Here is a 24,352-nt window from a genome sequence, read left to right as displayed (position 1 = left end):
ATGCATCTATTATATTTGATGTACCCATTACATTGGTTTTGTATGCTTCCATTGAACCATGTCATTAATTTCTAATTCTGTAAACTTAAATTTTCCATTTGAAGGATAATACATAGAAACCAAAAACATTGTAGCTACATTTAATAAAAATTCTATGCCCCAAACATGTACAAAGTGTAATTCTGATTTTACAATAAATGTCATTGTTATGTAAAATATCAATCCAACAAATAATGAAACTTTAGCTCCCGTTGCTGATATTTTTTTTATAAAAAATCCTGCAATCATTATTGAGGCAATAGGAATAAAAAATATACCGTTCAATTGTTGCAGAAGCTGATAAAGTCCATCAGGAGCGTTAGCAACATAAGGTGCCACTGCAATTGAAAAAATTGCTAGGACTGTAGAGGTAATTTTCCCGACTTTTACAAGGGTTTTTTCTTTAGACTTTTTTTTAAAAAACCCTTTGTATATATCTATACTAAATATTGTAGCTGCACTATTTAAGACACTATTAAATGTACTTAAAACTGCACCCATAACTATTGCGGCAAAAACACCTACTAAACTCATGGGTAAGACTTTTTTAATTAGCTCTGGATAAATCATGTCTTGATTAGCATATAGCGAATCTCCAAAATAATAATATCCAATCACACCAGGTAGAATTATAATCAATGGAACTATTATTTTAAGAACGCCTGTATAAAGAAGTCCCTTTTGAGCCTCAACAAGATTTTTAGCGCCTAAAGCTCTTTGAATGATGGTTTGATTCATGGCCCAGAAATATATTTGATTAATTATTAGACCAGTGAATAGCACTTCAAAGGGCATAACAGAATCTTTAGCTCCAATAACGTTAAATTTATCTGGACTATTTTCATAAACTTTAGATATACCATTTAAAATATCACCCTCTCCAATTGAAAATAGTGCCAAAACAGGAATTGCTAGACCTCCAATCAAAAGGCCATATCCATTTATGGTGTCTGATATAGCTACTGCTTTTAAACCTCCAAATATTGCATATATAGATCCAATAATTCCAATCAAAACTATTGTTAACCAGAGTCCTTGTCCTTTAGTAACTCCAAGAACTTCAGATACATTAAAAATACTCTCTAAATTAATAGCTCCTGTATACAAAACTATAGGTAATAGGGTAACTACAAAAGATATTATCAGAAAAAAAGCAACTAGAAGTCTTGTAGTATTATCAAATCTTTTTTCTAAAAACTCAGGGATAGTTGTTAGTCCCATTTTTAAATATCTTGGCACAAAATATACTGCTGCAGCTATAAGCGCTAGTGCAGAAGTAACTTCCCATGCTATTATTATAAAACCATTTTTATAGGAAGATCCATTCATTCCAATAAGGTGCTCTGTAGAAATATTTGTCAAAAGCATTGATCCTGCGATAACAACTCCAGTTAAACTCCTACCTCCTAAAAAATATCCTTCTGTGGAATCAAGTTTTTCTTTTCTAAGCTTTAAAAAAGAATAAATAGCTACAAAAGCTAAGAATCCAATGAAAGTAATAACTGTTTGCATAATGGACTGTTTTGTTATTTATTTATTTATAATTCATCAATAAGGTTTAATATATTTTTTTTGAGCTTTTTTATCTTCTTCATATTGTTTCCTGACCTTTTGAACTTCTTTTGATTTTGAAACTTCTGGAACAGGAACTTCCCACCATGAATATCCATAACCTGCCATTTTTCTATCTCGAACAGTTTCTAAATATATGACTGTTGTTCTGTCGTTTTTCTTAGCTTTAGATAGCGATTCAACATATTCTTGAATTCCTTTTGGTTTATATACTATAGCGCCTAAACTTTCTGCATTTTTAGCTAAATCAACCGGTAAAAAGTCACCATCAAGCTGACCGGTTTTAGGATTTCTATATTTAAAATGAGTTCCAAAACCTTCTCCCCCCACTGATTCAGAAAGGCCTCCTATGCTAGCATATCCTTCATTATTAATTAAAATAATGGTTATTTTGTAACCTTCTTGGATCGTTGTTATAATGTCTGATGGAAGCATTAAATAGCTTGCATCCCCACATATCACATAAACTTCTCTTGAGCTGTCTGCCATTTTAACACCCAATCCACCCGGTATTTCATAACCCATACATGAATTACCATATTCAAGATGAAACCCTTTGGAGTTTTTGGTGCGCCATAGCTTATGCAAATCTCCAGGGGCACTTCCTGCTGCACAAACCACTACATCTTTATCATCAATAAAATTATTTAATACTCCTAAATACTCTGCTTGAACAGGTTTAGATTCGTCTAAGGTGGTGTATACTTTATCAACAATAGAATCCCACTCATCGTTATATTGTTTTACTTTTTTAACATAAATATCACCTGTATTAAATTCTTTCAAGGCTTCAGTAATTAATTGTAATGTTTTCTTAGCATCACCTTGAAGAGGAACGGCACTTTGTTTAAAAGCATCAAGTTCTGCAACATTTATATTTATAAAAGTCACGTTAGGATTTTGCCATGCTGATTTTGAGGCCGAAGTAAAATCACCATATCTAGTTCCTATACCAATTACAACATCTGCAGCTTTTGAAATTTCACTGGCACCTTTAGTTCCAGTTGCTCCCATTGCTCCAAGGTTTAATGGATGTTTATAATGAAGTGAACCCTTTCCAGCAAAAGTTTCTGCTACAGGAATCCCTGATTGCTCAGCAAACTTTTTAAGCTCCACTTCAGCCTCTGAATAAATAACTCCACCTCCTGCCACAATCATAGGTTGTTTTGCCTTTTTAATAATCTCAACAGCCTTATTTAATAAAAGAATATCTGGAGATAATCGAGGAATATACCAAACTCTCTTTTCAAAAAACTCTACAGGAAAATTATAAGTTTCAGCTTGAACGTCGTGAGGCATTGCCAAAGTAACTGCTCCCGTTTCTGATGGTGAAGTTAAAACCCTCATCGCTTCGAGAAGGGAAGAAATTAATTGCTCAGGTCTGTTAATTCTATCCCAATACTTTGAAACTGGTTTAAAACAGTCATTTGTGGACATATCTTGCGTAAACCCATATTCCATTTGTTGTAATAATGGCGATGCTGAACGTTTAGAAAAATAATCTCCTGGGAGTAAAAGAACTGGTATTCTATTAATTGAGGCAGACGCAGCTGCTGTAATCATATTTGTAGCGCCAGGTCCTATAGAGGTTGTACACACAAAGGTTTGTAGTCTGTTTTTCATTTTAGCAAAAGCAGAGGCAGTGTGAACCATTGCCTGTTCATTTCTAGATTGGTAATAGATAAAATCTGGATTTTGTTTTAAGGCATCTCCAAGTCCTACAACATTACCATGACCAAAAATACCAAAACATCCAGCGAAGAATTTATTTTCATTGCCATCTCTATTTACATATTGATTTTTTAAAAACTCAATAGTTGCTTGTGCGACAGTTAATTTTTTTGTTTTCATGACTTATGCGATTTCATTTAGTCTTTATATTTACTTAAAACCCTCCTTTACTTTCAACAAAACTTAAAGATTCCTCCAAAGTAGGCATAAAGTTTGCACACCCTTTTTTGGTAACAATTTGAGCACCAATGGCATTACCCATTCGGCACGATTTATATAAATCCCACCCTTTTAATATTCCGTACAAAAACCCGCCAGCAAATGCATCACCTGCTCCTAAAACATTTAATATTTTAACTGGAAACCCAGGAACGTCTTGTCTTTCAGAATTAGATTTATAAATACTAACTCCTTTTTTACCTCTTTTTACTATTAGAGTTTCTATGCCCAATGAGAGAAGTTGAGATATAGAATATTCTATATCACCATAAATTTCTGGAGATGAAATTTGTTGATTTTTAATTTTTAATTGAGATGAATCATATAAGGTAGCTGCCAAAATCTCTTCTTCAGTTCCTATTGCTATTTTAGCATTTGAAATTATTGCTCTTATCATCAATCCAAAAGACCTGACATCTTGCCATTGGTCGGCTCTAAAGTCTAAATCTAAAATAACATCAACTTTGTTTTTTTTAGCAACTTCAATAGAAAAAAAAGTAGCACTTTTACTGGGTTCAATATTTAAAGCAGTTCCACTTACAAGTAACATTTTATAATCAGAGATATTAGCATTTATAACATCGTCTATATCTACCTTACTATCGGCAGCATTTTCTCTATAAAAAACTAATGGAAAATTATCTGGGGGTTGAATGCCTAAAACTACTGCACTACTCCTTGATCCTTTTTTTACAGGAATATTGCTTGTGTCTACATTTTCTTTTTTTAAAAAATTAATTATAAACTCACCTACTTTATCATTTCCAACAGCTGTCAAAAGGCTAGTACTCAAGCCTAATCTGGAACATGCAACAGCAACATTTAATGGAGATCCTCCTACAAATGCATCAAATCCTTTAATTTCATTGAAGGGGGCTCCTGTGTCCTGAGAATATAAATCGATACTAGACCTGCCAAGAGTAATTAGATCATATTTTTTTTCTTCCATTTTATTTAAAATTTAATTTTCATTATTCATTCTTGAAGTAACTAGTGGTAGTCTTTCATCTTTTGATTTCCACGAATCATATATCCATTCGTGATCAGGGTCAGTTGTGTTTTTTAGACATTGGTCTGTTCCTGCTAAAAAATTAAGATAGTAGCAGTGAAATCCATGTTCAGCTACAACAGGATGAAATCCCTTTGGAATCATAACAACATCATTATGTTGAGCTCTTATTATCTCATCTATGGAATGGTCTTTTGTATAAACCTGCTGAATAGCATAAGCTTCAGGCTTTTGAAATTTATAAAAATATATTTCTTCTTGAATGGGTTCTAAAACATTTCCCTTTTTGTCAAGAATTCTTTCGTCGTGTTTATGGGCAGGAAATGAGCTCCAATTTCCAGATGGAGTATAAACTTCTCTAACTACAATTGAACTACATCCGAATCCTGGAGGAATTAAATCGTTAAATTGTCTTGTCGCGTTATCTCCACCAAATATTACAGTTGGAGTTTCTTCAGGTTTTACAAGTTTTAAGGGAAAGTCAGAATCAGAGTTACACCACCCATAAGCAATATCTAGTTTTTCTGATGTAGCAATAAGGTTAATCTTTGTTCTTCTTGGAATGTAAAGAGTGTGCGCTACTCCTTTAAAAACATTTTTTCTTCCATTTTTAGTTTCAAAGCTTCCCTTATTACTTTTAAACTTATAATTACCACTTAACAGAACTATTACCATTTCATTTTCTTCAGTATCCCAACTAAACTGCTGATTAAAATCAAAATTTCTTGCCTCAAAATTAAGATACTTCCAGTTCACTGAATCTTTAGTTATGCTATGATATAGCCCAGATTTAGTTTTTGGTTTTATTAATAAGGGAGAATTTCTCTTCATTTTTTTATAGTTTTAAATAAATTTATCAGCTTTACCACAAGCTCCCAGAAGCTCGAACTTACTGATCATAAATTTTTCAAATTCCTTCATATAGAATTTTCCAGGAATTATTGGATCAAAAAGTTCGGGAGAGTTTTTGAAAAATTCTCTATGTATTCTTGTCCATAATAACCTCAAATCTGTAGCTATATTTATTTTACAAACTCCATAAGATATTGACTTTACAATTTCTTTAGGAGAGACACCTGTAGCTCCATGACTTAGATTTCCTCCACTTTTATTAATTCTGTTTATTTCTTCAATATTAACAGCGGACCCTCCATGAAGAACAATTGGAAATTCTGGAAGTATATTTTGTATTTCTTTTAGAATATCAAATTGTATACCGTTACCATCTTGAAATTTATATACTCCATGACTTGTTCCTACAGCAACGGCAAGCGTATCACAATTTGTTTCATTTACAAATGATTCAACCATAGAGGGCTGAGTGTACCTGGCCAGTTTTTCATCTATTGATATATCATCTTCAATACCACTCAAAACTCCAAGTTCTGCTTCAACAAAGATGCTTTTTTTATGTGCTTTACGAACTACAGCCTTTGTTCTTTTAACATTAGTTTCAAAGTTGTCATGAGATGCATCAATCATTACAGAATCATAATTATTTGATTCAATTGCATCAAATGCATGCTGTTCGTTACCATGATCTAGATGAACAAAATAAACGGCCTTAGGGTATAATTTAGATGCAGCTTTAATAATAGACAACAAAATATTTGAATTAGCATATTCTCTTGCAACAGGAGTTATTTGAACTATAAATGGAGCATTTGCTTTTTGTCCTGACCTAAAAAGAGCATGTATTTGTTCCATAGTAAAAACATTTACAGCTGGAATTGCATATTTACCATAACAATTATTGTACAAAACTTTTGGTGAAATAAGCATCTTGCTTTTATATTAATTAATTAATTTTTCAAAAATTAATGTCTTTATTTAAAGAATCAAAACATGAAATATCCTTAAACTAACTACTATAAATATATATAATATCATTTTAAAATTAATTGTGTCCACAAGGGTTATATTAATTAAAATTGTATTTATGGTATATTAACTATTACACTTTTAAAAAATGAAATTAAAATCCTTTCTTTATTTATGATCACAGCTATTATTTCCAGTAGATTAGTAGCCCAAGAGTTCAATATAAAATCTTCTAATATTAATATTGATATTGATAAACAAGTTTCTTTCAATTAGTTAGTATATTCTATATCATTACCAAAAATTATAACTTTAACTGATTAAAAATTTTATAAAATGAAACCAATAGAAGTTTCACTTTTCGGAGCAACCGGATTAATTGGAGAGTTGATTTTAGAGATCTTAGTTAATGATGTTTATTTTAATAAAATCAATGTTTTAACTAGAAATTCTTTTCCTTCAAATAATAAGAAAGTCCATTTACATATTATTGATTTTTCTGACACAAAAATGATTTCAAAAATCATTCAAAAAAGCAGTTTAGTTTTTGCTTCTATTGGGACAACTCAAAAAAAAGTAAAAGGGGACAAGGAGGCGTACAGGAAAATCGATTATGATATTATAACTAATATAGCAGAGTCATGTAAAATAAATAATATAGAGAATTTTTTGTTTGTTTCTTCTTCAGGAGCCGATGCTAAAAGCAAAAATTTTTATTTGAATTTAAAAGGTGAAATTGAAAACTACGTTCTAAATCTAAATTTATCTTCCACCTCAATATTTCGTCCATCGCTTTTATTGGGCAAAAGGAATGAAGTGCGATTTGGTGAAAAAATTGCCCAATTAATAATGCCATTATTCTCATATATAATGCCATCAAACTTAAAGCCAATTAAGGCAAGTGCAGTTGCAAAATCGATGGTCAATATTTCCAAAAAGAGCTGTCCAGGTTCAAAAATTTATAATTATGACGAAATAGTTAAATCACAATAAAAAACTTTAAATTTTCATTTAGTATATGAAAAAGCTACTTTCTATTTTATTGTTTGTTCCACTTGTTTCTTGTTTTAAAGTTGATGGAAATAGTATTTTAAATGAGTGTAAGGAAAAGGAAAATATAAAAGAAATAGCTTGTACAAAAGATTATAATCCTGTTTGTGGATGTAATAATAAAACGTACTCAAATCAATGTACGGCTGGTGCTTGGGGCATAGAAATCTATACAATGGGCGAATGTAAATAAGCCATGTCTTCTCCAGTAAGTTCTGAGATTTGTAATTTTTTAATTATTTTTTTTTGTTTGAGGATTATTAATTATAAATCGAAAACAATAAACTAATTAAAGTATTGTCTTATACTACATTTATAAGTTTGGTCATTGCTAAATTAGTCAATCTTATGATGGTGACTATTTTGATGCATTATGTTGTGTTTGTTTTGGCTTCTGTGTTTTAGTTATAACCACATAGCTCAAAATAAAATACCCCCTTATTTACGTTTTCTTTTTAACCACAGGCATATCTTCTTTTTTTAAATTAGGTGTTTTTAATCTAGGTAGTAGATGCTGAAGTCCTATTTGAACAGCCCTTATCACCTACTAAGGTTGATATTATATGTAAAGATGAAGAGGGAGGATGGAAACACGACATTATACAATTACCAATTAAAGACTAGGATATAACCTTGTCTAGGTTAGACAGACAAACAAAATATTGTCCTCTTCTATTTTTTATTTTACATTTAATATTATATTTGCCAACTGTTATTTGACACTTCGAAATTAAACTACTTTTAAGAAATACGTAAATTTATAAGTAAATCAATGTAGATAATCAATACAAAGATTCTTGAAATGTTCTCGAAAGTTATATAAACAGTACATATTCCCCCTTAGCTCAGTTGGTTAGAGCATCTGACTGTTAATCAGAGGGTCCAAAGTTCGAGTCTTTGAGGGGGAGCTAGCGAAACCGCTACACTACACTAACCAAATTAAGCCCTTCACGAAAGTGAGGGGTTTTTTCTTACAATTAAGTTTACATAAAGTTAGTCAAATTCTTGGCCAAACATTCAATTTTGTAATGATGACTCTAGATAATAAATTAGGCTATCTCTACTTTTTAAATACAAATCAAATACCTCAGTTTTAACTCTCATAGGGTCTGATTTTGACTTCAAATAAGCTTTTAGCTTTATATCAGAGTCCAAAATATTTTTAAATTCTTGAACAATATTTCTATCTGTTCTTGTGTAAATATCCTTTAAATAATATTTAGGGTAATTATCCATTATATAATTTTGAATAGAAGCAGAAATATCCGACTCAGCACTAATCCAATCTTGCATGTATTTTGTTTAGGATACATAGGTAGATTCTAAAAATAATTTTATTTTTCGAGATTTAATCAGGTTAATTGTTCCATCATTTACCAGGGAATTATAAACAGAAGATGGTGGGTTGAACGTTCTTGGGGTCAGTAATGGGTTAGAGAATCCTGCACCAGAAATATTCGAAAAAATATCGTCTATGGAAGACGAGTCTGATGAAATTACTTCCATTGCATTTAAGTCTGAATCAAATGCCTTTTTTCTCCAATCAAGATATTCTTTTGATGCTTTTAACTCATCGAGTAAGCTTAATTTAATGACCTTTCTTAGCTCATCCCTTTCATAATCTTCTCTTAAATTGTCTATAAAAAATGAAATAGAAATACTAAATACTATAACAAAAAACTCAATAGAATACTTTACAATTAATCTTTTCATAAGTTAAATTAAAGATATTCATTTAAATTTAGTTTACCTATGTATAGGTTTACACAAGAAATAGAACATTAATTATTCTTATTTCAAAAATGAAAATATTTATACTTGTTTTTTACAACTATTTACTATTTTAGTAATTAAATATTATAAAAACTAATTATGAAAAACTTATTATTTTTAACAGCAGTTACATCTTTATTTTTGGGGTGCAACAATACAGCTGTAAACAAAGAAATGGACTCAGTTACACCTGAAGCCGAAGTAATAACAATAGTAGAAGAGCCTTCGACTGGTGAGCCAGAAGGTCCTCATACTTCTGTAGAGTGGAGAGTTTGGGCATACAGTTCAGCAGCTCCATCATTTATTGCTGAAAATTGCTCAGTAATGGCAATGGATGGTACAATGCTTAGAGTAGGAACTAATGGTTGGACAGCTATGACTGCAAATCCTAGAGGTATGTCTGATCCAGAGAATGGGTGGAAAGATGCACATGAGGCAATGCCAATGGTAGGAGATGAAATAGCTATGCAATGGGGAATGGCTTTTATGGCTGGCACATTTCCAAAAGTGGATAGAGATGGATGGGCATGGATGTTACACGGAGATATGGGAGAAGACAATACAAAACATCTTGTATTAAACAAAGAAGATGCAGCTGATGGTCAATGGATCGAATCTGGAGCACATTTAATGATGATGCCAAAAGATCCTGCATCATTAGATGGATATACTACTGATTTTAATTCCGGAGCTCCTTATGTAATGTTTAAGGGCACAGGATATGATCATTTAATGATCCCTGTAGAGGGTTATTATGATTATCAAGATCCTAAGTAGATAAACTTTATCATTAAATAATCTTGAATCAATTAAAATGAAAAATATTTTTTTATTATTCCTATTAATAGGTGTCAACTTTTGTTTTGCACAATCACAAAATAATATGAGTGTAAAAATAGACAAAGAGTCAAAAGAGGGATTAGATGCTTTTTTAACTGCTGTCCCAGGCGGGTTTAACGGGATAAAAGATGTTGTTGAGCGAAGAAAATTCACGACCGAAATTTTTAAAGCAATGATGGGTACTGAAGTAAACCCTGACATTCAAATTTCAGACTATAATGTACCAGGATTAAATAATGCTCCAGATGTAAGAATAAGAGTATATACCCCAAAAAATTCTCTTAATAAAAATCCTGGAATTTATTATATCCACGGTGGAGGTATGATTATTGGAAATATAGAAGGTGAAGAAGCAAATGCGATAACCCTTGCTTTAAAGCTAAACGCTGTTGTAGTTTCAGTTGGTTATAGATTAGCTCCAGAAAACCCTTACCCAGCTGCTGTAGAAGATTGTTATGCAGGCTTGAGATGGATGGCTGAAAATTCAAACACACTTAAAGTTGATTTAGATAGAATTGCTGTCTATGGGGGTAGTGCAGGAGGAGGTCTAACAATCGCTACATCAATGATGGCGAGGGATAACAATTTCCCTAAAGTTTGTTTTCAAATGTCTTTATATCCAATGATTGATGACAGAAATAGCACAGTTTCTAGTCATCAGATTACTAATTTAGGGATATGGGACAGAGCTACAAATATTGAAGCTTGGAATTGGTATTTAGGAGGAAAAGAAGCCGATGAATATGCTGCTCCAGCCAGAGCAAAATATATAAATAATTTACCCCCTACTTTCATAGATGTTGGTGAAGCTGATTTGTTTCGAGACGAAGACATACAGTTTGTTCAAAAACTAATCGAAGCTGGAGTTAAAACGGAATTTCATTTATATCCTGGAGCATTTCACGGGTCAGAAGTTTTAGCACCTGAGGCAACTCTTAGTAAGAAAATTTGGGAAACAAGGTTTGCTGCACTTAAGAAAGCATTATATCCATAAATATACTTAAAATGACTAACGTCAGGGGAGCTAGCGTATCCGCTACACTACACTAACCAAATTAAGCCCTTCGAGCAATCGAGGGGTTTTTTATATCATCGGCATATCTTCTTCTTTTAAATCAGGTATTTCTAATCCTCTTAAATAGGTTAACACTCAGCCATATATAAAGGGGGAATAATTTTTTAAACTTACCTTTCTGTGTGAATGTTTATTACTTTTGGAGCTATGAAAAAATATACATTATTATTTATAGCCTTATTTATTTTTTCTTGTTCCTCTGATGAAGAAGAATTACCTTTTTATGTTGCAGACAATGGAGTAACAATAAAAGCAAGGGATTGGGTTACTGTGGGAATGACTGCAGACCTTAATGGAGAAACTTATACTGCTGTAGATATGCCTTCTTTAAAAGAATGGATGAATGACGGCAAAGATTTAAGTAAAGTGGTTACAACTAAAGTAGAAACTACACTGAACACACCAACCCTTTTTTTAAGAACTGAAATCAAAGGAATCGAAAGTTGGGATGTTAGTAACTGGACTAGTATGGAGGGACTTTTTTTTAGTAGTAATCCTGTTAAAGCAGATTTAAGTAATTGGGATGTAAGTAATGTTACTGTTTTTGGTTCCTTATGTATCGGATTAAGTGATGTAAATCCAGGAATAAACAATTGGAATGTAAGTAAAGCAATAAGTATGTCTAATTTTTTTTGTAACACTAATAAGTATTTTGAGGGAATAGACTTAAGTGGATGGGATGTTTCTAAGGTAACAAATTGCAAAAATTTTTATAGTAATATTACTGATTGGCCAGAATCAAAAAAACCTAATTTCACAAATTGCAATCCAGACGGAGACTAGGCATATCCTCTTCATTAAGTTCAGTAGGAAAAACACGGAGTAGAGATATTGTAGATTTTTTTATATTGAACTTTAATAATTTCAAGACTATGAAAAAATTAGCTGTTAAGTATTTATTAGAATTTCTTGTTATTGTCATAGGTGTTTCAATTTCATTTTATGCTGAGCACTATAATGCCTCACTCAACAAAATTCAGCTTAAAAATCAATCTTTGAATCGTATTCTCGAAAATTTAAAGGGAGACAATGGAGACAACAGATTTAACTATAAAGCCCATAACGAATCACTAATGTCAAGCGATTGGATTTTGACCAATAGAAATAATTTGAGTGCATACTCCCGAGACACTATAGGCTTTCATCTTTCAAGAGCAATCAACTTTATAACTTATTTTGTTGACAACCAGGAGGAATATAAAACTATTCAGAACTCAGGGTATATTGAGTACATAGAAAATGAAAGTCTTGTCAAAGGATTACAAGGAAAATATGTGCAACATAAATTTATGAAATCTCTCGAGGAAGAAATCAGAATTAAAGCAAATGTATTAGCAGATTTTGAATTTAAAAACTCCAAAATAAATAGTGATTCATTATATATGGGCTCATATCTTATTTACAAAACATACATTGGAGATATGGAAATCCCCAATGAATTTTATGATAGGATAATAGAAAAAGCAAGTTATCAAAAAATATATCTTGGGTTAATAAAAAGACGGATTCAGAGAGATAGTATTTTGGAAAATGAGATTAACAAAGAAATATTAGTTAATAAATAAAAAATAGGTTTTTACATCGGCATATCTTCTACATTAAGTTCAGGAAGAAAAACGCGGAGTAGAGATAGATTTTTTTATATTGAGAAAAAACCCGTGAGAAAATCATTTTTATTAATAGCTGTTTTTATTTTAGGGTGCAGTAAAAAAGAAAACATAAGGCAAGATGATGTTGCTTATATTGATAAAGGAATAAGTATTTATCAAGATACTGTTCCCAATAATGATGTGATGATGCAAGCTTTTTGGTGGGATAGTTTCTCAGATTCAAAAACTTCAAATTACAAATCATTTTATGCGTTTTTAAGTGAACAGGTAATATCACTATCCAATGCCCATATTGATCTTCTTTGGCTACCTCCAGTTAGTGAAGGAGAAGGAATGGGATATCATCCTCGAAAATTATTTGACTTTAACTCCTTTCATGGAAGTAAATTAGAATTAGAACAGCTCCTAGAATTAGTCAAATCTCGTAAAATGCACGCAATGGCAGACTTGGTTTTTAATCACAGGGTGGGTACTTCAACATGGACTGATTTTACAGAACCTGCATGGTCTTGTGAATCCATTTGCATAAATGATGAAGGGTTTACCAATCCTAATGCTTTTGGAACTGAGCCTTGTGGTGATTTAGATGAGGGTGAAGGTTGGGGAGGAGCCAGAGACTTAAACCATAAAAGTATTGAGGTTCAGCAAGGACTTAAAGATTATCTTTTAAGATTAAAAAGTCTAGGTTTTGACTCTTGGAGATATGATTTTGTAAAAGGTTTTCCAGCAAAGTACATTGCTGAGTACAATCAATCTACAGATTATTATTACTCTGTGGGTGAGTATTTTGATGGGAATGTAACCGCTTTAAAATCATGGATAGACCAGACTAATACTTCGGTTTCAGATCAAATAACTAAAAAATCTGCTGCTTTTGACTTTGCATTAAAATACAAATTAAAGGAAGCATTCATAGATAAAAACTTTGAGGTTTTAAAAGAAAATCATGCCATTTCTGGTTTTGAGAATTATGGGGAAAATTCAGTTACTTTTTTAGACAATCATGATACAGGTTGTATAAATAGAAATGATTGTGATAATATATTTTCAAATAATATTATTGAAATAAATAAAGGGTATGCATATCTATTAACTCATCCTGGTATTCCAATGATTTGGATTTACCATTATCTTTTTTCAGATAGTACTGGTGCTCTTAAAAAAAATATAGAAGAGCTAATTGTAATTAGAAAAAGTAATAATATTCATGCCAACAGTAAGGTTGAAGTTCTTGAAACAGTTAATGGATCAAATGGGTACTACTTATCTATAGTTGACGATACTTTATTAATTAAAATTGGTGATGGAAATTATCAAGCAGATGAACAATGGCGTGTTTTGAAATCTGAAAAAGGGTACACCATTTGGTCCAAGTAATTTTTTAATAGTTCAGAACCTTCTTTGATTAAGTAAATTTTATATATTGATACTAATTAACAATTCCCAATGAAAAAAATATTAACATACACCCTAGGAGTCTTTGTTTTATTATTGATGTTTATGACCCTAAAAACATTGCTGTTTTCCAATCAACAGACTCAGTATGAACCTATAACACCAATTGAAGTTTCTTCAACTGCAATAGGACGTTTTCAAAAAGCTTTACAGTACAAAACAATTTCTTATCAATATCCTGGAAAACCAGATAGTACAGAGTTTAAGGGTCTTCATGATCACTTATCAAAATCATTCCCTTTAATTGACTCGTTACTTGAAAAGAAAACAATTGACTTCAGCTTACTCTATAAATGGGAGGGTACTGATCAGGTTGAAAAACCTATACTTTTAATGTCACATATTGATGTTGTTCCAGTCGATCAATCTACTTTTGAAGACTGGGAGGCGGGTCCTTTTTCTGGAAAAATTATTGATGGAAACATATATGGTAGGGGGACTATGGATGATAAGGTTAGTGTGTTATCAATAATGGAGTCTGTTGAAATGCTTCTAAGGGATGGCTTTAAACCAAAAAGAACTATTTATTTTGCTTTTGGTCATGATGAGGAAATTGGAGGAGATAATGGAGCTGGAGCTATTGGAAAATTTCTTGAGGCTGAAGGTGTAAGTTTAGAGTTTGTTATGGATGAAGGAGGCTCTATTGTAGATGAATTAATACCTGGTGTGGAAAAATCTTTAGCACTAATTAATGTTGCTGAAAAAGGCTATGTTACCTATGAACTAACTATAACTACAGATGGTGGTCACTCATCAAGACCCAATGAGGATAATACAATTGGATCTTTAGCAAGAGCGATTGTTAAACTTGAAAACTCACAGTTACCATATAAAAGTATTCCTGTTTTAGAAAAACAAATCGCAACTATTGGTCCAGAATTACCATTTATGGAAAAGTTTGTTTTTTCAAATTCGTGGTTATTTAAAAATCAGATTTTAAAAGGGTTTAACGCACACACTACAACTGCAGCTACTATTATTTCAGGGGGAGTTAAAGACAATGTCATTCCAACTCAAGCTACTGCTACTGTAAATTTTAGAGTAATGACTGGAGAAACAACTTCCTCAATCAAAGAACATATTGAAAAAACTATTGATGATAAAAGGATAGAAGTAGTTGCTGTTAGAAACATAAACGAGCCTTCTGCAGTTTCTGACTATAACTCTAAAGGATATTCAATAATTGAAAAAACCATTAAGCAATTAAATCCAAATATAATTGTTAGTCCAGGCCTTATTAGTGGGGGTACTGACACAAAACATTATTCTAATATATCTGAGAATGCTTACCGTTTTATTCCCCTTCGAGTTAATGAATCTAACCTTACAGGTTTTCATGGAATCAATGAACATATTCCCTTAGAAAACTATCTCGAAATGGTTCAGTTTTATTATCAATTTTTTCAAAATATAAATCAAAATTGAGTTAAACGTTTTGGATAAGACTAATCATTCCATTTAATAATAAAGTTTATTTGATAGAATAGGTTTGTTACTTTAGGAGTTTAGGCTAAGCTAAAATTAATTTTATTTCATTTAAAATAGTATACCTTGTTTGTCTAAGGTTAAATCAAATGCAAAGCCAAAAAATTCAAAAAGGTTCATTTTTAAGTATAACTCTTTTAATACTTTCTGGTGAATTTGTTTACATGCTTCCCTATGTTTTGGCCAGAGTTTTTAGGCCTACTTTCCTTGAAGTATTTGACTTAACTAATTTTGAATTAGGTAGTCTTTTTTCAGTTTATGGAGTAGTAGCTTTACTTTCATATTTATACGGAGGGGTACTTGCAGACCAATTTTTACCAAGAAAATTAATAGCACTATCTCTTTTTTTAACAGCTTTAGGGGGGCTAGTTATGGCAACATACCCTTCTTATTTAACTCTACAAATTTTATTTGGGTACTGGGGTTTTACAACTGTTTTTCTTTTTTGGGGAGCCATGATTAAAGCTACACGATTGTGGGGGGGGACTATGAGTCAAGGTCAAGCTTTTGGGTTTTTGGATGCTGGGAGAGGTCTTGTTGCTGCTTCAATGGGAAGTATCGGTGTGTTTATATTTTCTTTAATTATAACCTCCGATATTAGATCTGCCACTCTAGTTGAGCGGCAGGAAGCATTTCGTTATGTTATTTTCTTTACCTCCTTTATGGTTGCTTTAGTGGGACTTCTTGTTTTTGTTTACATGAAGTCTGAGGGAGAAGAGAAAATTAAAGAGATGACATCAACAAGTTCATTTTCTAATATTAAATCTGTAATTAAAATACCATCCGTGTGGCTTTTAATGATCATAATTATGTCTGCCTATGTTGGTTATAAATTAACTGACATCTATTCATTATACGCCTCTGATGTTATGCTTTATAATCAAATTCAAGCTGCTGAGGTTGGAGCTTTACAACTATATCTTCGCCCCATAGTTTGCGTTATAATTGGTTTTTTAGCAGATAAGACAAGTGGAACTTCATGGATTATTATTGGTTTTGTTATTATGTTACTCGGGGCAGTCATTTTTGCCTCAGGAATTGTTCAGTCCAACATGGATGTTGTTTTTTTCATATCATTAATTATAATTGCAGTTGGAACCTATGCTGCTCGGGCTCTTTATTTTGCAGTATTTCAAGAAGGAAAAATCCCTCTAGCACACATGGGAACAGCGGTAGGAATAATTTCAGTGGTTGGATATACCCCAGATGTTTTTGCAAGTCCAATCATGGGATACTTGCTTGACACTTACCCTGGAATCACTGGTCACCAATATGTGTTTACTATGTTGGTAGTCTTTTCTGTTTTGGGTCTAATTGCTTCCATAAGATTTGCAAAGCTTGTTAAGACGGAATAGGGAAAGTTTATAAAAGCAAAAAGGGCAGTAAAAGCAACCATACTTTTAATACCCTTTAAGTTATTATCGCTGCGTGAACAACGAGCTACGAAAGTAAACCAAATTATTTTATAAACTATTACCTTACATTATATTTGTTTTAGTACTTTGATTTTTGAGTATGGTTTATTTTACTAAATAATATATTAATTAGCGGTGAAATCGTTATATTAAAAAATGATGCAAAAAGAAGTATATATTGTTTCTGCAGTTCGAACTCCTTTAGGGAGTTTTGGTGGCGTTTTTGCTAATGTGTCAGCTACCGATCTTGGAGCAACAGCTATAAAGGGTGCTCTTGAAAAAGCTAAAATAAATCCCAACAATATAAATGAAGTTTTTATGGGTAATGTTTGTTCTGCAAACCTAGGACAAGCCCCGGCTAGACAAGCAGCATTAGCCGCTGGGATCCCGGATACCGTACCTTGTTCAACCATAAATAAAGTTTGTTCATCTGGAGCAAAATCAATAATGCTTGGGGCGCAAAGTATTTTACTGGGGCATTCTGATCTAATTGTTGCAGGTGGGATGGAAAACATGTCTGCTGTTCCTTTTTATATTCCAAAAGCTCGATATGGTTATAAATACGGAAATTCAGAGTTAATAGATGGACTCCATAAAGATGGATTACTAGACCCCTACAATGAAATTTCAATGGGAGTGTTTGCAGATAAAACAGCTAAGAAATATAATATATCCCGACAAGAACAAGATGATTATGCAGTTCGTTCGTATAAAAAATCCATACTGGCAAATGAGAGTGGCATTTTTGCAAATGAAATAGTCGGTGTTAGTGTCACTCAGAGAAAAGGAGAATCTATTTTAATTATTGAAGATGAGGAATACAAATCTGTTAAATTTGAAAAAATACCTCAATTGAGAGCGGCATTTTCAGAAAATGGAACTGTAACCGCTGCAAATTCGTCAACCATTAATGATGGTGCATCTACATTGATTTTAGCAAGTGGTGAGGCTATTGAAAAACACAACTTGAATCCCGTAGCGAAAATTTTATCTTTTGCGGATGCTTCTCAAGCTCCGGAATGGTTTACAACTGCGCCAACAAAAGCTGCTCCCAAGGCTTTAGGTATGTTAAAAATGTCTACTTCTGATGTCGATTACTTTGAAGTAAATGAAGCGTTTTCTGTTGTTCCTCTCGCTTTTAATAAAATATTGGATATCAATATTAACAAGGTTAATGTTCATGGGGGTGCTGTTTCTATGGGTCACCCACTAGGAGCTTCTGGAGCAAGAATTGTTACTACTCTAATTAATGTTTTGCAAACTAAAAATGCAAAAATTGGATGTGCTGCAATATGTAATGGTGGTGGGGGAGCAAGTTCTATTGTAATTGAACGACTATAAGTTTTCCATTTCAAGAATACTTTCTTAAATAGTCAATTCATATCTTCTGATTTTTGGTGGTTATTATTTTAAAAAATGTAATAGTATATTAGCTATGTGATTAAAACTTCCAATTATTAAATGTTAAATCGACTTTTAGCCTTTTTCTTTTTGTTCTCAGTTCACCTCTTTTCCCAAGGAATCGTGATAGATTCTAATGGTACTTGTAAGTGCCCTACTGCATCAATAGGAGATACAGAAGTAATTAATGGAGTATCTTATACGGTAGTGGATAATACATCAATAACAACTCAAGTTGCAGCAGCAAATTATAATTTATGTACCACATTAGTTACTGATATGAATGGACTATTTGACGACAATTCATCTTTCAATTCTAGTATTAGTTTTTGGGACACTTCTAATGTTACTAATATGGGTGGTATGTTTTATAAAGCAACTTCTTTCAATCAAGGTATAGGAAACTGGGATGTCAGTAGTGTTACCAGTATGGATTATATGTTTTGGAGATCATCAGCATTTAATCAAGATATAGGAAGCTGGGATGTTAGTAGTGTTACCAATATGGAATATATGTTTTTTGGGGCAACAGTTTTTAATCAGGATATAGGTAGTTGGGGTACTTCTACTGTAACTGAAATGACTGGAATGTTTAGAGAAGCTGATAGTTTTAATCAAAATATTGGAACCTGGGATACTTCTAGTGTAACTAATATGTCTTTTATGTTTTATCAAGCAGCCACGTTCAATCAGGATATAGGTAACTGGAATACTTCTAATGTAACAAATATGTCTCTAATGTTTTTTGAGGCTTCTGCCTTCAATGAAAATATTGGAAGTTGGGATACTTCAAATACATTAAATATGGGGTCTATGTTTTTTGGAGCATCTGTTTTTAATCAAAATATCGGGGAATGGGATGTCTCTAATGTAACTGTCATGTCAGGAATATTCAAAGAAGCAAGTGCTTTTAATCAAAATTTAACAAACTGGTGTGTTGCAAACATCTCTTCAGAACCCACACAATTTAGTTTTAATTCAGCATTAATAGATGCGAACAAACCCGTCTGGGGGACTTGTATAAGCAATATTATTTACTTTGTAAATGATACGTGCAAGTGTCCATTAGCAACAGTTGGAGATACAGCAACAATTAGTGGTACTTTATATACTGCAGTGGATAATACATCTATAGTTTCTCAAGTTGCAGCAGCTAATTATAATCTATGTACAACATTGGTTACCGATATGGAAGATCTTTTATATGATAATAATTCTTTCAATTCCGATATAAGTTTCTGGGACACTTCTAATGTAGTTAATTTTAAAAGGATGTTTGGTAATACATTAGTTTTCAATCAAGATATTGGTTTTTGGGACACTTCTAATGTTACTGATATGAGCAGTATGTTTTTAGAAGCTGGGCGTTTTAACCAAGATATTGGGAATTGGGATATATCTAATGTCACAAACACTTCAGAAATGTTTAGAGGTGCAACTGTATTTAATCAAGACATAGGTAATTGGGATACTTCTAGTGTAACTACTATGTTTGCTATGTTTAATTTTGCCCCTAGTTTTAATCAAAACATAGGGAGTTGGGATACTTCAAGTGTGACTGATATGTCGGGTATGTTTACAAATTCAAACTTCAATAGAGATATCGGAAGTTGGGATGTTTCAAGTGTGATTACTATGTCGGGTATGTTTTTATCAGCAACTTCATTTAATCAAGACATAGGGAGCTGGGATACATCTAATGTGACTAATATGTCTGCTATTTTTCGAGGTGCAGCAGCATTTAATCAAAATATAGGAAATTGGGATACTTCTAATGTGACTTCTATGCGTGATATGTTTTATATAGCAACTGCATTCAATCAGGATATTGGTAGTTGGGATACGTCTAAAGTGACTAATTTTAAAAGGATGTTTGGTGATGCATTTGTCTTCAATCAGGATATAGGCTCTTGGGACACTTCTAGTGTGACCGATATGCAAGGAATGTTTGCAGGAGCAAATGCTTTTAATCAAGATATAGGATCGTGGAATACATCTAATGTTACTAGTATGCTGGGAATGTTTAATAATTCTTTATTATTCAATCAAAATATTGGAGGCTGGAATACTTTAAACGTATCCAATATGTCTCAAATGTTCAAAGGGGCTGAGGTGTTTAATCAAGATATAGGTAGCTGGAATACTTCAAATGTAATTATTATGAACGGGATGTTCCATGAAGCATCTGCTTTTAATCAAGATATAGGAAGTTGGGACACTTCGAGTGTAACTAAGATGGACTATATGTTTTATGGCGCATCTGCTTTTAATGAAAATATTAGGGATTGGAATACTTCAAATGTACTCAACATGGAGAGTATGTTTTGGAAGGCATCTTTATTCAACCAAAATTTGGGAAGTTGGAATACTTCAAATGTTACCAATATGAGTCAACTATTTAAAGATGCTTCTGTTTTTGATTTGGATATTGGAAACTGGAATACCTCAAGTGTAACTAATATGGGTGGAATGTTTGAAGGAGCTTCCATCTTCAATCAAGATATAGGAAGTTGGAATACCGCTAATGTGGCTAATATGTCAGGAATGTTTAAAGATGCTTCGGCATTTAATAAAGATATCTCCTTTTGGTGTGTCTCTAATATTTCCCCTGAGCCTCCAAATTTCTCAACAAACTCCCCCTTAATTTCAAATTATAAACCTCAATGGGGAGGTTGTATTCCTAATCCTAGTTCTAATCCAAACTCCAGTATTTATCTAGATAATAATGGGGTTACTGTAAAGTGTGAACAAGCCAATATCGGAGAAACAGGATTAATAAATGGAAAAGAATACACCGTTGTTGATGAAACCACTCTCAGGGCTATGGTTGGCAATCAGGATGATGTGACTTGTGTTTGCACCTCTTTAGTCACTAATACTAGTGAGTTATTTGAAGAAAATGCAGTATTTAATCAAGATATCGGAAGTTGGGATACTTCAAATATGGTAATAATGACAGAAATGTTTTATCGGGCAACCTCTTTCAATCAAGTCCTATCAAGTTGGGATATTTCAAATGCAACAGACTTAAGCTATATGTTTGGTGGAGCATCTGTTTTTAATCAAGATATAGGGTCTTGGAATACTTCTAGCGCTAATAATATAAAAGCAATGTTTGTTGATGCATCGTCATTTAATCAAGATATAGGAACTTGGGATATCTCAAATGTCACAAATATAAGTTCTATATTTAGTGGAGCTTCCAATTTTAACCAAGATATTGGGGCATGGAATACTTCAAATGTAACTAACATGAGAGGAGTATTCAGTGATACAAATAATTTTAATCAAAATATTTCAAGTTGGGACACTTCAAATGTAACAATTATGGAAGCCATGTTTAAGGATGCTTCCAGTTTTGATCAAGATATTGGTTCTTGGGATACCTCAAATGTTACAGCCATGAGACAAATGTTCGAAGGAGCCATCTCTTTCAATCAAGATATAGGTAGTTGGAATGTTTCTAGCTTAATTAATATGTATGGTATGTTTGAAGAAGCCACCTCTTTCAATCAAGACATAGGAAGTTGGAATACTTCAAATGTTACAGACATGATTCAAGTGTTTCGAGGAGCTGTAGGTTTTAATCAAGATATTGGGAATTGGGATACTTCAGCTGCAGTAGATATGAAAGAAATGTTTTTTGGAGCTTCAATATTTAATAAGAATATAGGGGGCTGGACCACTTCTAATGTTAGGACAATGGATGGTATGTTTAGCGGAGCTAAAGTATTTGATCAAGATATCGGAAGCTGGAATACTTCGAGTGTAACTGATATGGATAGTATGTTTAATGGTGCTTCTGATTTTAATGAGGACATATCTTCCTGGTGTGTAAGTGGGGTTCCGTCTGAGCCAGTTGATTTTTCAAAGAACTCCCTTCTAATTGAAAGTAATAAGCCTTCATGGGGGGCAAGTTGTGAGTTAACAACTAATCCTAACATCTATTTGGATAACAACGGAGTTACAATTCGATGTCCAGATGCAGGTGTTGGCGAAAAAGGGCTAGTTAATGGCAAAGAGTATACTGTTGTTGACCAAGCTTTACTTCGAATTATGGTTGATGACGATGACGATGTAACCTGCGTTTGCACATCTCGAGTAACGAATATGTCTTCTTTATTCGTAGAAAAAATATCTTTCAATCAAGATATTGGTTCTTGGGATACCTCAAACGTAGTAGACATGAGTGGAATGTTTGCAGAGGCTGTTGCTTTTAACCAAGATATTAGTAATTGGAATACAGCTAAAGTTATAACAATGGAATTGATGTTTAACGCATCTTCAGCATTTAACCAAAACATCGGGAGCTGGGACACTTCGGTTGTAACAAGTATGCAAGGAATGTTTTTACAAGCCTCCAATTTTAATCAAAATATAGGAAGCTGGAGTACTACTAGTGTTATTGATATGAGTGAAATGTTTAGTAATACCAGTTTCAATCAAGCTATTGGTGATTGGAATACCTCAAGTGTGTCAAATATGTTTGGAATGTTTTGGTTTTCTTCATTCAATCAAGATATATCATCTTGGTGTGTGACCAATATTTTAGAAGAGCCTTTAAACTTTTCAACCGACGCACCTTTAACTTCAGAAAATAAACCTTCATGGGGAAGTTGTGGACCTGAAATTATTGTTACAACACAATTCAAAGTTTCAAAATTATTAACTCCTAATACAAATTCTCTGGAATCGAAATGGGTAATTACAAATGTTTCTGATTATCCGGGTACAATGGTGAGTGTTTTTGATAAAAATGGAAATACAATATTTACAAGTCCAAATTATGATAATCAGTGGGGAGGATTGCACGAAGACGGACAATTAGTTCCAGCCGGAAGTTATTATTATGTAATTATTAAAGCCAATGGAGACAGATTAGATGGATGGATTTTTATAACCTATTAAAAATATTAAAACGAAAAAAATAAAACACATATCTAAAAGATTTTTAATCATTTTCTTTTTCTTAATTGGCCAAAGTGTTTTATGCCAACAGCAACCCTATTATTTGTTTTTCAAACAAAATTTGAGTGTAATTAATCCAGCTGCAACAGGAGTTGAAGGATCTTTTGTTGGACTAAATTATAAATCGTCTATGATTGGTGTTGAAGGTGGTCCCAGTCTTCAGTCAATAGTTTACCACTCTAATGTAAATAGAAACGCATCCTGGGGGATTAGTGTTCAAAATGAAAAAGTAAATATTGAATCTCATGGAGCAGCAACCCTTGACTATAGTTATCGATTGCAATTTACCAGTGATAGCTATCTCAATCTGGGTATAAAAGGAGGAATGTTTTTTAATAATATTGATATAAACTCTATTGAAAGAATTACACCAGAAGGTAATTCTGCTCTTAGTTTAGTAAAAAATTATTCAAATCCAATAGTAGGTTTAGGAGCATATTATAAAGGCAAAAATTACTTCATAGCTTTATCGATGAATAATCTTTTAAAATCTAATCGTTATGAAGAAGAAAATGGGGTTGTCTCTCAAGCAATTGATAATGGTCAAATTTACACATCCTTTGGTGTTGACATCAAAATAACTGAAAGTATAACTCTTAGCCCGTCTCTAATTTACAGTATGGCGAAGGATATTAATGATCAAATAGTAATAATTTCTAATTTAAACATAGGAGAAAAAATTTCAGTTGGAATAGGTGCTTCTAGTAATGACAATTTAAGTTTTCAGACTTTATTTAAGGGTTTTCAAAATATAGATTTTGGAGTTGGTTATGAAGTTCGGCCAACCAGCTCTGTCTTAAAAGGAAATAACCTTGAGATATATTTAGGGTACAAGTTGAGTTCAGAGCCCGGCAGAAAACCGTCTTGGGAAAGAAATAATTAAACTGTA

At 32.6% G+C, this 24,352-nt stretch carries 19 protein-coding genes and 1 tRNA gene; 13 read left to right on the top strand and 7 right to left on the bottom strand.

Annotated elements, in window-relative coordinates:
- Window positions 1-27: 27 nt before the first annotated feature.
- Genes AC3ATN_RS02575 through AC3ATN_RS02555 form a run of 5 tightly spaced genes read right to left on the bottom strand, consistent with a single transcriptional unit; the run spans window position 28 to window position 6,352 of the window.
- Window positions 28-1,551, bottom strand: coding sequence for a solute:sodium symporter family transporter (locus tag AC3ATN_RS02575; RefSeq protein WP_487531670.1), 1,524 nt, complete (start codon window positions 1,549-1,551; stop codon window positions 28-30).
- A 36-nt stretch (window positions 1,552-1,587) separates the two neighbouring features.
- The gene (gene iolD, locus AC3ATN_RS02570) at window positions 1,588-3,462 is read right to left on the bottom strand and encodes a 3D-(3,5/4)-trihydroxycyclohexane-1,2-dione acylhydrolase (decyclizing) (RefSeq protein ID WP_487531669.1); all 1,875 of its coding nucleotides are present in this window, start codon (window positions 3,460-3,462) and stop codon (window positions 1,588-1,590) included.
- Between the two features lie 34 nt (window positions 3,463-3,496).
- Window positions 3,497-4,510, bottom strand: coding sequence for a 5-dehydro-2-deoxygluconokinase (gene iolC, locus AC3ATN_RS02565; RefSeq protein ID WP_487531668.1), 1,014 nt, complete (start codon window positions 4,508-4,510; stop codon window positions 3,497-3,499).
- A gap of 12 nt (window positions 4,511-4,522) precedes the next feature.
- Window positions 4,523-5,401 carry a 5-deoxy-glucuronate isomerase gene (gene iolB, locus AC3ATN_RS02560; RefSeq protein WP_487531667.1) on the bottom strand — a complete coding sequence of 293 codons (879 nt, stop codon included), beginning with the start codon at window positions 5,399-5,401 and terminating at the stop codon, window positions 4,523-4,525.
- Window positions 5,402-5,413: 12 nt separating this feature from the next.
- Window positions 5,414-6,352: a class II fructose-bisphosphate aldolase gene (locus AC3ATN_RS02555; RefSeq protein WP_487531666.1), complete on the bottom strand. Its 939-nt coding sequence runs from the start codon at window positions 6,350-6,352 to the stop codon at window positions 5,414-5,416.
- Between the two features lie 375 nt (window positions 6,353-6,727).
- Between AC3ATN_RS02555 and AC3ATN_RS02550 the strand changes: the two genes are divergently transcribed.
- The 3 genes from AC3ATN_RS02550 (at window position 6,728) to AC3ATN_RS02540 (ending at window position 8,349) form a co-directional block, all read left to right on the top strand.
- A complete protein-coding gene (locus tag AC3ATN_RS02550) occupies window positions 6,728-7,384 on the top strand; it encodes an NAD(P)H-binding protein (RefSeq protein WP_487531665.1) in 657 nt (218 codons plus the stop codon).
- A gap of 25 nt (window positions 7,385-7,409) precedes the next feature.
- Window positions 7,410-7,634, top strand: a complete 225-nt coding sequence (locus AC3ATN_RS02545) for a Kazal-type serine protease inhibitor family protein (protein ID WP_487531664.1) — start codon at window positions 7,410-7,412, stop codon at window positions 7,632-7,634.
- A gap of 641 nt (window positions 7,635-8,275) precedes the next feature.
- A tRNA-Asn gene (locus AC3ATN_RS02540) sits at window positions 8,276-8,349 on the top strand.
- A gap of 109 nt (window positions 8,350-8,458) precedes the next feature.
- On the opposite strand, the gene AC3ATN_RS02535 is transcribed toward AC3ATN_RS02540, so the two are convergent.
- Window positions 8,459-8,734 carry a hypothetical protein gene (locus AC3ATN_RS02535; RefSeq protein ID WP_487531663.1) on the bottom strand — a complete coding sequence of 92 codons (276 nt, stop codon included), beginning with the start codon at window positions 8,732-8,734 and terminating at the stop codon, window positions 8,459-8,461.
- A 9-nt stretch (window positions 8,735-8,743) separates the two neighbouring features.
- Window positions 8,744-9,154, bottom strand: a complete 411-nt coding sequence (locus AC3ATN_RS02530; protein WP_487531662.1) for a hypothetical protein — start codon at window positions 9,152-9,154, stop codon at window positions 8,744-8,746.
- A 159-nt stretch (window positions 9,155-9,313) separates the two neighbouring features.
- On the opposite strand from AC3ATN_RS02530, the gene AC3ATN_RS02525 reads away from it, so the two are divergent.
- The 10 genes from AC3ATN_RS02525 to AC3ATN_RS02480 all read left to right on the top strand — a co-directional run bounded on the left by AC3ATN_RS02525 (window position 9,314) and on the right by AC3ATN_RS02480 (window position 24,346).
- Entirely contained in the window at window positions 9,314-9,991 is a 678-nt protein-coding gene (locus AC3ATN_RS02525) for a hypothetical protein (RefSeq protein WP_487531660.1), read from the top strand.
- A gap of 106 nt (window positions 9,992-10,097) precedes the next feature.
- Window positions 10,098-11,048 (top strand): alpha/beta hydrolase, encoded by a 951-nt coding sequence (locus AC3ATN_RS02520; protein ID WP_487531658.1) that lies wholly within the window; start codon window positions 10,098-10,100, stop codon window positions 11,046-11,048.
- Between the two features lie 228 nt (window positions 11,049-11,276).
- Complete coding sequence (locus AC3ATN_RS02515; protein WP_487531657.1) at window positions 11,277-11,912, top strand: BspA family leucine-rich repeat surface protein; 636 nt, start codon at window positions 11,277-11,279, stop codon at window positions 11,910-11,912.
- Between the two features lie 89 nt (window positions 11,913-12,001).
- The gene (locus AC3ATN_RS02510) at window positions 12,002-12,694 is read left to right on the top strand and encodes a hypothetical protein (RefSeq protein ID WP_487531656.1); all 693 of its coding nucleotides are present in this window, start codon (window positions 12,002-12,004) and stop codon (window positions 12,692-12,694) included.
- A 93-nt stretch (window positions 12,695-12,787) separates the two neighbouring features.
- A complete protein-coding gene (locus AC3ATN_RS02505; protein ID WP_487531655.1) occupies window positions 12,788-14,116 on the top strand; it encodes an alpha-amylase C-terminal beta-sheet domain-containing protein in 1,329 nt (442 codons plus the stop codon).
- A gap of 69 nt (window positions 14,117-14,185) precedes the next feature.
- Window positions 14,186-15,619, top strand: a complete 1,434-nt coding sequence (locus AC3ATN_RS02500; protein ID WP_487531653.1) for a M20 family peptidase — start codon at window positions 14,186-14,188, stop codon at window positions 15,617-15,619.
- Between the two features lie 149 nt (window positions 15,620-15,768).
- Window positions 15,769-17,034: an MFS transporter gene (locus AC3ATN_RS02495; protein WP_487531651.1), complete on the top strand. Its 1,266-nt coding sequence runs from the start codon at window positions 15,769-15,771 to the stop codon at window positions 17,032-17,034.
- Between the two features lie 216 nt (window positions 17,035-17,250).
- Window positions 17,251-18,435 (top strand): acetyl-CoA C-acyltransferase, encoded by a 1,185-nt coding sequence (locus AC3ATN_RS02490; RefSeq protein ID WP_487531649.1) that lies wholly within the window; start codon window positions 17,251-17,253, stop codon window positions 18,433-18,435.
- 120 nt (window positions 18,436-18,555) lie between these two features.
- Window positions 18,556-23,403: a BspA family leucine-rich repeat surface protein gene (locus AC3ATN_RS02485; protein ID WP_487531647.1), complete on the top strand. Its 4,848-nt coding sequence runs from the start codon at window positions 18,556-18,558 to the stop codon at window positions 23,401-23,403.
- A complete protein-coding gene (locus AC3ATN_RS02480; RefSeq protein ID WP_487531707.1) occupies window positions 23,399-24,346 on the top strand; it encodes a PorP/SprF family type IX secretion system membrane protein in 948 nt (315 codons plus the stop codon). The genes AC3ATN_RS02485 and AC3ATN_RS02480 overlap by 5 nt, the downstream gene beginning before the upstream one ends.
- Window positions 24,347-24,352: the final 6 nt, after the last annotated feature.

The sequence above is a fragment of the Candidatus Marivariicella sp. genome (assembly GCF_983056325.1).
The sequence above is the reverse complement of the archived record's forward strand: the minus strand, read 5'-3'. Positions and strand labels throughout refer to the sequence as shown.